Source organism: Pseudomonas sp. KU43P, assembly GCF_033095865.1.
Lineage (GTDB): Bacteria > Pseudomonadota > Gammaproteobacteria > Pseudomonadales > Pseudomonadaceae > Aquipseudomonas.
The window spans coordinates 760,446-771,997 of record NZ_AP019365.1 but is presented as its reverse complement, the minus strand read 5'-3'; the positions used below and the strand labels follow the sequence as shown (position 1 = coordinate 771,997).

The 11,552-nt window shown below is 57.1% G+C and carries 12 protein-coding genes; 3 read left to right on the top strand and 9 right to left on the bottom strand.

Going from position 1 to position 11,552, the window contains the following annotated elements:
- Positions 1-68: 68 nt before the first annotated feature.
- The gene (locus tag KU43P_RS03490) at positions 69-1,145 is read right to left on the bottom strand and encodes a saccharopine dehydrogenase family protein (RefSeq protein WP_317661089.1); all 1,077 of its coding nucleotides are present in this window, start codon (positions 1,143-1,145) and stop codon (positions 69-71) included.
- Positions 1,146-1,340: 195 nt separating this feature from the next.
- Between KU43P_RS03490 and KU43P_RS03485 the strand changes: the two genes are divergently transcribed.
- Together KU43P_RS03485 and KU43P_RS03480 are read left to right on the top strand one after the other, a co-directional pair.
- A complete protein-coding gene (locus KU43P_RS03485) occupies positions 1,341-2,144 on the top strand; it encodes a type 1 glutamine amidotransferase domain-containing protein (protein WP_317661088.1) in 804 nt (267 codons plus the stop codon).
- 115 nt (positions 2,145-2,259) lie between these two features.
- A complete protein-coding gene (locus KU43P_RS03480) occupies positions 2,260-3,186 on the top strand; it encodes an acetoacetate decarboxylase (ADC) (RefSeq protein ID WP_317663717.1) in 927 nt (308 codons plus the stop codon).
- Between the two features lie 15 nt (positions 3,187-3,201).
- Here the strand turns inward: KU43P_RS03480 and KU43P_RS03475 are convergent, their stop codons facing one another.
- Complete coding sequence (locus tag KU43P_RS03475) at positions 3,202-3,681, bottom strand: MerR family transcriptional regulator (protein ID WP_317663715.1); 480 nt, start codon at positions 3,679-3,681, stop codon at positions 3,202-3,204.
- 237 nt (positions 3,682-3,918) lie between these two features.
- Here KU43P_RS03475 and KU43P_RS03470 point away from each other — a divergent pair, with 237 nt between their 5' ends.
- Complete coding sequence (locus KU43P_RS03470) at positions 3,919-4,749, top strand: alpha/beta fold hydrolase (RefSeq protein WP_028625055.1); 831 nt, start codon at positions 3,919-3,921, stop codon at positions 4,747-4,749.
- A 284-nt stretch (positions 4,750-5,033) separates the two neighbouring features.
- On the opposite strand, the gene KU43P_RS03465 is transcribed toward KU43P_RS03470, so the two are convergent.
- From KU43P_RS03465 to KU43P_RS03435, 7 genes are all read right to left on the bottom strand, one after another.
- Entirely contained in the window at positions 5,034-5,891 is an 858-nt protein-coding gene (locus KU43P_RS03465) for a hypothetical protein (protein ID WP_317661087.1), read from the bottom strand.
- A gap of 89 nt (positions 5,892-5,980) precedes the next feature.
- Positions 5,981-8,875, bottom strand: coding sequence for a DUF927 domain-containing protein (locus KU43P_RS03460; protein WP_317661086.1), 2,895 nt, complete (start codon positions 8,873-8,875; stop codon positions 5,981-5,983).
- Positions 8,868-9,155, bottom strand: coding sequence for a DUF3077 domain-containing protein (locus tag KU43P_RS03455; protein ID WP_317661085.1), 288 nt, complete (start codon positions 9,153-9,155; stop codon positions 8,868-8,870). The genes KU43P_RS03460 and KU43P_RS03455 overlap by 8 nt, the downstream gene beginning before the upstream one ends.
- Entirely contained in the window at positions 9,152-9,439 is a 288-nt protein-coding gene (locus KU43P_RS03450; protein ID WP_317661084.1) for a hypothetical protein, read from the bottom strand. Before KU43P_RS03450 ends, KU43P_RS03455 begins: the two co-directional genes overlap by 4 nt.
- A gap of 540 nt (positions 9,440-9,979) precedes the next feature.
- The gene (locus KU43P_RS03445) at positions 9,980-10,312 is read right to left on the bottom strand and encodes a hypothetical protein (RefSeq protein ID WP_154211778.1); all 333 of its coding nucleotides are present in this window, start codon (positions 10,310-10,312) and stop codon (positions 9,980-9,982) included.
- A complete protein-coding gene (locus KU43P_RS03440; RefSeq protein ID WP_154211779.1) occupies positions 10,309-10,569 on the bottom strand; it encodes a helix-turn-helix transcriptional regulator in 261 nt (86 codons plus the stop codon). The genes KU43P_RS03445 and KU43P_RS03440 overlap by 4 nt, the downstream gene beginning before the upstream one ends.
- Positions 10,570-10,667: 98 nt before the next feature.
- Positions 10,668-11,417: a hypothetical protein gene (locus KU43P_RS03435; RefSeq protein ID WP_317661083.1), complete on the bottom strand. Its 750-nt coding sequence runs from the start codon at positions 11,415-11,417 to the stop codon at positions 10,668-10,670.
- Positions 11,418-11,552: the final 135 nt, after the last annotated feature.

Genomic DNA, 11,552 nt, shown 5'->3' with positions numbered 1-11,552 from the left:
AGTCCTCAACTGGAGATGAGGCCACCTTAAGCTTGAAGTAAACTTTAAGGTCAATACCTTTTTCAAGGTCAGTCGATGTTCAACGCGCCAGACCCTGGCAAGCGCGTCACCATATGGGCGCCCAACAACCGAGCGGGTGTGTAGGCGCCGCCAGCTGGGCGCATCTGTAGCAGGTAGTCGACCACAGCCAAGGCTGCGTCGACCGTCAGACTGTAGACGTTTGCGGTGTGCACGCGTGCGACTTTGCATTCGCCGCGAGCGTTTCTAGCCTCACCCCATACATAGGTGCCTTGATCGGCACGCTTTTCCTGATCCGGGCCGACTACTGTCTTGCCGATGCGCGCCTTCAGCAGGCTCTGCACGAAGGACAAACCCAACAGTGGACGAATGAAATTGGCGAATCTGGCGCCGCGAATCATCCCCGCAGAGCCTGGAATAAACACTTCGATATTGGCAATACCAGTGGTATGCCAAGCTGTGGAAACGTCGCCCCAAGGAATGGTCATGGCCAATTTCTCTCCGGCTCCAAAGTCGATACGCCGTACCCGATACGCCAGCGGTACTGAGACGATTTTGCCGTCACGACGAACCTTGCCGCCCTGCGCCATGCCTTCAATCGAAGTTTTGGCAGTACCGGGTGAAAAGCTCGAGCGCGAATCAAACCCCAGCGCCAGATGCGTTGCATCCGGCAGTGCGTTTTTCAATGCAGCGGCGACACAGTCAGTCGGCACCACATCAAAGCCGACGCCGGGGCAAATGACCACACCCGCCGCGCTCGCCCGTTCACTCAAGGACTGGGCGTGCTCAAATACGGCAATTTCGCCGGTGATGTCCAGGTAGTGCGCATTGGCGCGCAAGCAGGCTTCCATCATAGGGGTGGCGGTCGCTGAAAACGGCCCTGCGCAATTCAGAACCAAGCCATGGCCTTTGATCTGAGCCAGCAACCGCACTTCATCGTCCAGTCCGAACACTCGGGTTTCAACGCCCAGCTCCCGACCCAGGGCTTCGACCTTGTCACGGTTGCGTCCCGCCAGCACAGGTTTAAGTCCACGCTTTACAGCATCACGAGCGATCAACTCGCCGGTATAGCCATTGGCGCCATAGATCATCCATTTGAACATATCCAGGTTGTCTTGCTGACCCATGCATTGCTCCTGACGGTATTGATGACGTGCGTTATTGCCTTGCCCAATCAGTGTCAGACGCTAGCGTTAAAGTCAGGTTGAGGGTCAAGCGGAAGTGAGCAACTGCCGGTGGAAATTATTTGCAGTGATGGGGATTGACCTTAAAGCGAGGTTTAAGGTGAGCATGCGCTGACCTGCTTGATTGATGGAACCCGGATGATGCTCAAGACCTTTGTTTCTTATGCGTTGGTATTGATAGGTAGCGCTTTGATGACATTTGCAAATGCTGATACCGCCCCTTCCACAATGACTGCCAAGAATCGCCAAATTTTGGTGATTCTGACCAATCACGCCAGCTATCCATCGCGAACCGATACCACGGGGTTGTGGCTGACTGAGCTAACGCATTTCACCGATGTAGTGGAGGCGGCTGGCTACAGCACAGTTTTTGCCAGTCCCAAAGGCGGAGCGGTGCCACTGGATGAGCGCAGCCTAGGTTGGCTGTACATGGACAAGGCCGCCCGAGAGCATTTGCAGTCCCCTGCCTTTCGCGCTCGCCTGCAAAGCACGCTGCCGATCGCCGATATCGATCCGTCCCAGTTCGGCGTCATCTACTTCACCGGGGGCCATGGAGTGATGTGGGACTTCCCCAATAATCCCGACCTGCGGCGTGTCGCCGAAACCATCTACAACCAAGGTGGCATCGTCTCGGCCGTCTGCCATGGCGTAGCGGGTCTGTTGGATCTGAAGGATGAACAAGGCCAGTTGATCATCAAGGGCAAGAACATCACCGGCTTCTCTGATCGCGAAGAGCTGTTCTCCGGCATGAAAAGCCAGGTTCCCTTCTTCCTTGAGGATAAGTTGGTGAGCCAGGGTGCGCGATACCGCAAGGGCTGGCTGCCATTCACGTCATTTGCCATCACGGATGGAAGGCTTGTCACCGGCCAAAACCCTCAATCGCCCAAAGCCGTAGCTGAAGCCGTGATGGCGTTGCTCTCTGGCGAAAACGTAACTCGCTGAACCCTAAAGTAGTTCCCACCTCGCGGAGAAAGACCGATTGAAACTCGCAAGCGCCGTATTAACAGGATTGCTGTTCAGCTCAATTGCCAACTCTGTGTTGGCGGGGACGTCTGAAATGCTCAGCCCGACTGAAACCAACACAATCGATATCGCAGGCCACACAGTGCCGGTCGTCAAGGGCGGCCTGTACGACCGTTATCGCTCGAACCCGCCCTTGTCAGTGATTGCAGCAGAACTGCCGGATGTTGATTTGAGCTGGTTCAAAGGATTGGAAAAGCACAAGGTCGACATTGGCTTCGAGTCATACTCCCCGAACTTTTACTACCAGAACAGTCGCGTTACGGCGGTCTATACAGCCGATCTGGACGCACTGCGGGCCCTGATGCCTCCGGAAGTAATGGCCACCGTGCAACCCCTACAAATCTGGCCGGGCCGGGGTTTGATAGCATTCACCGCGTACACCTATGAACATTGCGATAACGACGCCTACAACGAAGTGGCCGTGTCGATTATCACCAACAAGCCCGGCAAATCGAATCTGGGGCCGTTCACGCTGATTGGCCAGTCGATGTCTGGCGATTTCTGGGGCTATGTGCTCAAGCTGCCGGTCAATACAGAGCTTGCGCGGGTTCGTGGTGTCGTCGGCTATAACCTGCCGAAATGGCTGACCAGGATTGACCGCAAAGAAGGTGAGCAATCGGTAGTCTATGACATCACCGACAGCCAGACCGGCAAGGTCGATGTGTCCTTCAAAGCGAAGAAGCTCAATGGCCTCTCGCATGATGTCGATATCGTCACCAGCAGCTTCACCAACCTCGATCATCAGGGCCGACTGGCCTATGGGTACGCTATTTCCCGCCAGCTCAGCCACGGCTCCAGCCGCGATGCGGATTCGGCCACCCTTACCCTGGGTGACGGCAGCCTGTCGAATTACCTCCGTGCCCTGAAACTCGGGAAAATGATGAAGTACGAATACGTGCCTGAGTTCCAGAGTGCGCTCTACGCGCCTAAACCGCTTGCCACTCTGGTTGGCGAGCGCTGAAACCTGTTACGCCTGTCAGGCCCGGGAAGCCTGGCGGGCGTTTTTTCTCGTGGAAGACGTTACCGCACGCTTGCCGGAAGCTTGGCCACCCCCTTCTTCACGCAAACGATTTATCAGCATTTGCGCATTGTCCGCACACGCCATGCCTTCGGGCTTACCCTCGATGCCCTTGATGACGAGCAGAAGTTGCGCTTTGTTCTGGGCTAGCCGTTCCTGTAGAACACCGATTTCCTCAACCTTTTGCTTGAGCCCACTGAGCAACTCATCGTGCTGCCAGCCGCTGGCATTCATCGGCATCAATTGCCGGATTTCTTCCAATGAAAAACCAGCCGCCTGCGCTCCGGTGATGATCTTCAGAACCCATTCGGTATCAGGCGCATAGTCCCTGTAGCCATTTGCTTTGCGTTCGACGGACCTGATCAGGCCGCTTGCCTCATAGAACCGGATGCGTGACGGCGCCAACCCGCTGATTTTCGACAGTTCGCCTATTCTCATAACCCACCCTGAAAAATCTATTGACCTTGAAGTTGACTTTAAACCTAAAGTCATCGGGCGGCCAAGCAGCACAAATGCAACGTGTTGCTCAGCCGTTATGGAAGTCATGGAGCAGGCGCAACAATCCACAATCGCGCCCTCTGAACCGCCTATCGGATGGGCTGCACTTTGTTCATTCAAGGCCATGCTCCGAACGCGATTCGGTATAGGCCCTCACTTCATTCTGGAGATACGAACATGGGGTATGTCACTACGCAAGACGGTGTTGAAATATTTTACAAAGACTGGGGGCCACGCGATGCCCAGGTAGTCTTTTTCCACCACGGATGGCCGCTTAGCGCGGACGATTGGGACGCGCAAATGCTCTTTTTCCTGGCTAACGGTTTCCGGGTTGTAGCACACGACCGGCGTGGTCATGGGCGATCCAGCCAGGTCTGGGATGGACACGACATGGATCACTATGCCGATGACGTCGCGGCAGTGGTTAATCATCTCGGCGTGCAAGGCGCTGTCCATGTCGGTCATTCCACCGGCGGAGGTGAAGTCATCCATTACATCGCACGCCACGGCGAAGACCGCGTGTCGAAAGCAGCCATCATCAGCGCTGTGCCGCCGCTGATGGTTCAGACCCCGAGCAATCCTGGCGGCCTGCCTAAATCAGTTTTCGACGACTTGCAGGCTCAACTACAGGCGAATCGCGCACAGTTCTATCACGACGTTCCAGCAGGGCCTTTTTACGGCTATAACCGCCCGGGTTCAAAACCGTCCGAGGGCATCGTCTGGAACTGGTGGCGACAAGGCATGATGGGCTGTGCAAAGGCACACTATGACGGGATCGTGGCGTTTTCTCAGACCGACTTCACCGAAGATTTGAAGAGCATCAAGATTCCTGTCTTGGTGATGCATGGTGATGATGACCAGATCGTTCCTTATGAGAATGCCGGTGTTCTGTCAGCCAAACTTCTGCAAAACAGTACGCTGAAAATCTACCCGGGCTTCCCGCACGGAATGCCTACAACCAATGCCGATACGATTAACGCCGATCTGCTCGCATTCGTAAGGAGCTAATCAATTATAGGGCGGTGGGTAACCCCGCCCTATATTTTTCAACGCCACCAAATTGGCGCTTTTAAATTCAGCGAGATGCCGTCAAAACTGTGCAATATGGATAACTGCTTTTTTAGCCGAAAGCGGTGGTTGGCGAGCGTCTCCTTTGGGTCGATAGCGGTCCGTCGTGGCTAGCTGTTCTCGAACCCTATTGGACATCCGCGAGCTTGGCCAAGCTGCCTTATGACGGGATCAACGTAACCATAGCAATAACAAACAGCCCGCATCTGCGGGCTGTTTCAGAGTTACGCTTCGATCAGGTCTATTAGGGTGATGCCTTTAGCTCCCTCTAGCACGTAGTCGCGGTCGAGCCCTCTGGCTGAGGGGCCGAAGAGCGGGATCGACAGGTCTGACAACATCATGCCCCCGCTACCTCGATGATGGTCTGCTGCGAGAATTCGAGAGCCCACAGCGACAAGTTGCTTGGCCAAGCGATTCCATTCATCGCCGAGGGCCAAAGCGGCTGCGCATAGGGCGCTGTCCTGAGCTTGGCTAGACTCCTGCTTAGCCTTGGAGATCTGAGCATCGAGCGCCTCAATTTCCGCCTGCAATGCAGCGACAATCAGTTCTTGGCGCCTAGCATGTTCATCAGCCTCAATGAGCAAGGTGCTAGCTCTCTCCATCGCGGTGCTTGCAGTCTTTTCACCCTCACTATTACCGGTTGCTACGTTGCGTGCGTAGAGGTTCGCAGCCTCAATCTCAGCTTGCTGCGCCCTCTCGATGGCTAGATTTGATTCTTTTTGGATCGCTTGTAGGCGCTCAAGAATAAGCGTGCGAGTGCTCTCCAGTGAAGTTACCGCGTTAACTGAATCTGACATGACTTGACGAGCCTTTGTCTTGGCCTGCTTCGCATTCGCCAAACTTTCCTGATAGCTGATCTCGCGTTCAATTCGCTCAATAGCACCAGGAATACTGCGCAAGCGACCCTCTGCGCTGGAAAGCTTATTCATAGCCGCCGTACTTTCAGGGCTGCCAATACAATTCCCATGACGGTCCCAGTTACTCGGTGTTGCCTCCCACGCAGCTCTCAGGCCCGGAATGCTATCTTCGAGAGAATCCCGCTCTGCAATCAATTCGTCACGCTGCTTTTTCAGTTCTTTCATGATCAACACCTAATGATTGGAAGTGGTTTGTGCGAGGCTGGCAAGGCCATATGTTGCCGACACTACCTCGTGGGTTTAGAGATAGTGGTTCAAGCGGCCTGTGCTTCGTTCTCAGCCGGTTCAGGGATCGTCACGACGACATAGCAGCGCTGTAGTCCGAGGCCGGGCAGGCGCACTGAGGTGGAGGCTTTGCCATCTTTGCCAGGCTCTAATACTCGGCGCCTCAGCAGCTCTTTGTTCACTGCATTGAGGTTCATGCCTCGGAAGATTTCAGAGCGCCAAGCTTCGGGAAGTACGTAATAGGTTGTCGTCGTGTGCGACGTATCACCCATGCCGTGCTCCATCGACTTCCGAAAGCCGAGCCGGTCAATAGTGCGGGGGCCGTGTTCATCTACTTTGGCAGCCGTCGATTCCCAGCGTGTAAAGCGGCTCTCTCCAAAACGCTCAATCACCTGGCGCAGGCGTGCGAGAATCGCATCACCTTCCATGTTTCCAGCCCCACCCCGCTCAGCAAGCCAGGCATTCAGGCATACGCGGGCGGAGTCGAGTGCCAAACCGTCCGGCCATCCCGTAACGCCCAGGGCGGTGGCCAGCTCTCCCGCAGCCGCTGCCAAACCGAAGCGGCTTGCGGCTCGCTGGGCCTGGCCGCTAGCACTGGCAGGGAGCGCTTCAGCAGTGAAACGCTCCATTGTGCTGCGGACCATGGCTGTATAGGCGCGCAACTTGGTCGGGTCGCACAGGGCCGACAGGAATGCCAGGGCAGGTGATCCATAGGATTTGGCCACACGGGCTTTCAGCGCATCCGAAAGCGCAGCGGCATCTTCAAAACCATGCAGCGCCTCGAACAACCCCAGTCCTTTTCCGGCGTCAGCCGGCACGGCTAATAGCCGCACTTCCATACCCGCTTTCAAATCCTTGTTTGCTTCGGCCATGTGCTGCGCAAGGGTCTTCTCTCCCGTGGAAAGGAACAGCAATCGCCATTCTTGTATCTGGCGACCGCTCAGCCCACGGTCGTTAGCCCGGGCTTTGCCGGTACCGTTGCCCAACATATAGACCGTTTCCCCGATGATTCTCGGGTCACACATCCCGATCTCATCGAGCACCAGCAATCCGTCCGAGTGCGCTGCCGCGATACTTTCCAGGGCGTTATCAGTAGAGCGCCAGGAGCGCACCAGGCGCGGCCCACCCCAAACTGAGGCCGCGACTTGCAAGTGGGTGGTCTTTCCGCCCGAGCTGTCGCCGTACAGATGGAAACCGCCCGATTCATGCCCAAGCAAATGCAGCACTGCCCCAGCAAAAGCGACGCACACAACGAATGCCAGGCGGTTATTGCCCACACACAATGCACCGATTTGCTGTTGCCACTGCTCCAGCGTGCCCGATTGAGTGACGGGCGGGAGCTGGGCGCCGGCCTCGTAGAAATGGAGATATTCAGTACTGGCCCCTATCTGCCGATCCGGCACCAGATAGGCGTCCCCATGCCAGCCCAAGCGAGTGACCAAGCGGGCGCGCTCGGAACCGTCATAACCTTGCAGGTAGCTCTGTAGGTCGTTGCGCGAATTGCGAGCAGTGCGCACGGGTGCCAGGCGCAGCCCCATATCAACCAGTGGCGCAAGCACTTCCTTGCCAAAGTCGCCCGCCATTGCCCTGGCCGGAATATTAAGGCGCTTGCTGGCCCCGTCGGGATCATCGAACTCTACCAGCAGGCCCCAGCCGTGGCCCTTTTCGTCACGGGTGCGCGCCAAGATCTCTAGCCGTGAACAAACCGGTCGTGCTTCGCCATCCTCACCGGCATAGAACACCCCATCCTTTGTGACACGAAAGCCGCTCGGGGCCGGGGCGGTTTTCTTCTCGGATTGGGGCTTGGCCTGGTCAGTGGCTTTGCTCTGCTTGGTGGGGTTGAGCGTGGCGGCAGGTGCGAGGGCAGACAGCTCCCCAGTGCGTTGCAGCTCCGACAAGTGTTGGGCTGTCCAGCCTTTGGATTGGGCATCCGCCGCATCGTCACCTTCGCGCCACTCACCGCCTGGCGCGAAAATGGGGCGCTCACCGTCCATACCAGGGAGTTGCGTGAATACAGTCAAAGCTACCGTCTGAACCGAGGCAGCTCCAAGCTTCCGAAGGTGATCGGCCAAGGCATCCATGCACTTCAAGCCTGGAGCGTCGTTATCTGGCCACAGCAATACTTCACGCCCGACTAGCGCCGCGAAATCAGCCTTCTGCCAAGAGTTCGTCCCGTTAGGCCAGCAGGTGGCAACATGCTCGGGCAACAGCTCGGCAGCGGCATCGGCGGCCTTTTCACCCTCGCACAATACGACTGGTGCCGAAGGACGTTTAGCCAGGTCATCAAGGCGCAGGAGCGGGCGTGGCTCCGATAAGCCCTGCCAACGCCAGGCCAGCGAACCGTTAGCAGAGTGTTTACACCAGGTGAGAGGCGCGAAGACTTTGCGCGCCGTGCCGCTCTCATCCGGCCCGAGGTCAAAGCGGTAAAGCACCATAAGTGGCTGACCGTTGGCATCACGGTAAATCCAAACCTTGGAAGGTTTACCGTGCTGCCGGTGCGCTTGCAGCACCTTCTGCATTGCCTGCTCAGGAATGGGCAACACGGGCACCCACTCTGGCTTTTTGGCCTGGCCAGTGGGTGGGGTGACATTGGTGCTATTCGTTGCCTCGACACCGAGGAAAGCCGCCAGCTTGTTGCAAGCTTCCACATCGGTGCCGCGATCAAGGTAGCGCACCAGGTCGATCAAATCGCCGCCTTTGTCACCGGTGGCGAAGTCGCACCAGGTAGCTTTGGCCAGGTTCACCTTGAGCGATCCTGAATGCTTGTCAGCTCGGGTTGGGTTGGGGGCGGTGTACTCCTTGCCGCCGTCTACACGCTTGCCATTGGGAAGCCAGTGGGCTAACACGCGATCAATCGCCGCCAGGGAGGCCGCTTTGACCTGGGCAAAGGTCGGATGCCGGGAGTTGGGGGTGGTCCTACTCATGCTGGGCTCCCTCGGCAATCTGAATCCCAGTGGTTACATCATCGACAAGCGCCTTTGCCTGCTCGCCCAGATAATGTGCCGCCCACACCAGTGCATCGTTGTCTTCGCTCACGCCAGCCAGCTGGGTCAGTTTGTTTACGCAGTTCATGAGCACCGATGCCTGCTCCAATGCTTCCTCACCGGAAACACCCGGGCACACCTTGAAGAGCGGTTGATTCAACGAGTTGTGCTTAGAGAAGGTGACCCCACCTACGGTATTGACCTGAAAGTGCCCGTTCATTTCCGGCCCCCTTCCGCGACATGGGAGGTCGAGTAATCGGCATGCACGACCAGGGTACGAATCTGCTCCAGCGTTCCGCGCACATCCCACAGGGCGCCGAGGATCACACTATTAGCCAGGCGTTGCCCGTGCTCACTTTCAAACTGATCCTCTACCAAGCACAGCACTGCTTGGGCTCGCTCAATGGCGCAGGTGAGCGCATCAATCGGGACGCCTACCGGCGCATTTGCTGTGATGCATAGCAGGTCTTCTGGCTGAGAAAAGTGCTGTGTTAGATTGGTCATTGGGCACCCCCGTTTGCTTCCAGGGCGCGAGCACGGGCCATAGCAGCGTTGTAACGCGCCAAGCGGACGGAGAGGGACGAATCGGCGTGCAGTGCCGCAATGGCACGGGCCTTCAGGGCAGCAATGTGGTTCTGGAGGGCAGACGGATTGAGGGCGTGCATGGGCGGAGCTCCTTGATTTGAGGAGCTGCCACTAATCGTCGCCAAACGATTTAGGGTGGCAGCTGTGCGCAGGTTGGCGAACCGGGAATCAAGGAACCCGGCAGACCCGAAGGTCTCCCACGCACAGCCGCCATAACACAGGAATGCAGGCACAAAAAAAGCGCCAGCATTCGTGATAGGGGCGCTTGTGCGCCTTGATTTCGTCGGGTCGCCAAACCCGGCCGCTGAATTTGCAGCGACCTGCGAAGAGTAACGTGTGAACCGACGAGGCGCAAGCTGATAGGTGCGGGCGGGTTGCATGGCTCTGGGCCATGGCATAGAGTAGGCGGGCAAAGTGAATATCCTCAGACGCCCTCGGTTGCAGCCGGGGGCGTTCTCGTTAGTGAGCAGCGCCCGGGCGGCGCTCAAGCTTGAGCCAGGTGAGATTGCGGCCATGCCGCGCCTTCTCGTACATCTGCCCTAGTGCATCGGGATTGGCGAGCACGTTGGGAACCAACTGCGCCGCATCTCGAATCGTCACGTCGCCAGGCGTCTCGATAGCCAGTAGCCCCCAATCGAGAGTCGGCCAAATCAGCAGCAGAACGTGCGCCCCTTTGGCCAGCGCTTCGTCCCGCAGTTTTTGCAAGCGCGCCAACCGCCCATGTGTTGGAGCCTTTTGGCCCAGTTCGTCGATTGCATCGAGCGCTGCGTGAGGGAGGAAAATTGGCGTCATGCGGCCACCTTGTCACGCGCAGCGATGCGAGCGCGCGTCCAGGCCTGAACTTCAGAAAGAACCCAAGCCACGGGAGCGCCGCGGGCGGTGCTGTCAGTGAGTTTCACAGGCTGAGGGAAGGTGCTTTCAGGTTGACTCATCAGCTTGTAGATCGTTGGGCGTGCAAGCCCCACGAGCTCTACAACTTCTTTCATGCGAATGAGCCTGGACGACTGGTCGATTGCCGAGCCGCTCAGCAATGCGGGTTGGAGTGTCATAGCTGTATCCCTGTATTGGTTTTACAGGGCCCAGACTATGGACAAGCTACTTAGTCGCGAACGTTCACTTTACTTTTTTGGTGGTGAACTGGATTGGTTTACATGAGCCAGGGAATGCGTTTGAGGACTTCACCCATCTGAACCTTCGATAGCGACGCCCCTGTTTCGCGCTCCTGCCAGGCACGCAGCTTGCTGTTCAGATTGTGCCTAGCTGTACCTGCACGGACGAGCTCCAGGGCCTTTCCCTCTATAGCCCGATCACGGCTGGCGAGCTCCGTACGACGAGCAATACCACTCAACACACCGTCGATTTTTCTGTCTGCATGTCTCGACGCTGCGCTGGCCAAGTCACCTATCTCGCAGCATGCTGCGCTTGCTTCAGGATCTAGCCAAACACTAGCACCAGGCACGTAGTCCTCAATGCAGCAAAGGTGCATCTGGTAGTACTCAAGGGCAGGTATTTCTTGACCTTGAGCAATCAGGTGCTCGGCCAGGCCGCATAAGGCATGGACAGCATTTGCCAGTGCGAAAGCAGCAATAACTTGTACGTCTGCCGCTGTTTCTAGACCGGTGTAGCTGCGGAACTGAGCTACAAGCTGCCTAGCCCCATAGTGAGAAATCACCTGATAGATAGCATCATTGTATTGCAAGGCAGCGTTGCTCAGCTCTGCGCCGACTTCCTCCGGGAGCCACTGGCGACAGTGATCCATGATGTTCAGTACGGCATCTACCTCTGAAGCGTAATCGCTGAAAACTGGGAGCTTCTTCAGATGCTCCCTTATCGCGCTGGATTCAGTCCGGGTCGGGTGGATGGCCAGGCCATCAATGGACAACGAGTCAGGCTGCATCGCATTCCCCCACGCCCCGGCAGTTTGCGCCGAGCCCGCGATTTGCCTGAGAGAGCATGCACATAAGCCGGCAGGCGGGCGATGGGCTTTTCGCGTTACACAGGATGGCCAGGTTACACCGAGTGTACGAAAGTA

Excerpts from the sequence above, each read along its gene's own strand:
- KU43P_RS03460 (WP_317661086.1), bottom strand. The coding sequence starts at position 8,875 with ATGAGTAGGACCACCCCCAACTCCCGGCATCCGACCTTTGCCCAGGTC.
- KU43P_RS03455 (WP_317661085.1), bottom strand. The coding sequence starts at position 9,155 with ATGAACGGGCACTTTCAGGTCAATACCGTAGGTGGGGTCACCTTCTCT.
- KU43P_RS03465 (WP_317661087.1), bottom strand. The coding sequence starts at position 5,891 with ATGAAAGAACTGAAAAAGCAGCGTGACGAATTGATTGCAGAGCGGGAT.
- KU43P_RS03480 (WP_317663717.1), top strand. The coding sequence starts at position 2,260 with ATGCTCAGCCCGACTGAAACCAACACAATCGATATCGCAGGCCACACA.
- KU43P_RS03435 (WP_317661083.1), bottom strand. The coding sequence starts at position 11,417 with ATGCAGCCTGACTCGTTGTCCATTGATGGCCTGGCCATCCACCCGACC.
- KU43P_RS03470 (WP_028625055.1), top strand. The coding sequence starts at position 3,919 with ATGGGGTATGTCACTACGCAAGACGGTGTTGAAATATTTTACAAAGAC.
- KU43P_RS03475 (WP_317663715.1), bottom strand. The coding sequence starts at position 3,681 with ATGAGAATAGGCGAACTGTCGAAAATCAGCGGGTTGGCGCCGTCACGC.
- KU43P_RS03445 (WP_154211778.1), bottom strand. The coding sequence starts at position 10,312 with ATGACGCCAATTTTCCTCCCTCACGCAGCGCTCGATGCAATCGACGAA.
- KU43P_RS03490 (WP_317661089.1), bottom strand. The coding sequence starts at position 1,145 with ATGGGTCAGCAAGACAACCTGGATATGTTCAAATGGATGATCTATGGC.
- KU43P_RS03450 (WP_317661084.1), bottom strand. The coding sequence starts at position 9,439 with ATGACCAATCTAACACAGCACTTTTCTCAGCCAGAAGACCTGCTATGC.
- KU43P_RS03440 (WP_154211779.1), bottom strand. The coding sequence starts at position 10,569 with ATGACACTCCAACCCGCATTGCTGAGCGGCTCGGCAATCGACCAGTCG.
- KU43P_RS03485 (WP_317661088.1), top strand. The coding sequence starts at position 1,341 with ATGATGCTCAAGACCTTTGTTTCTTATGCGTTGGTATTGATAGGTAGC.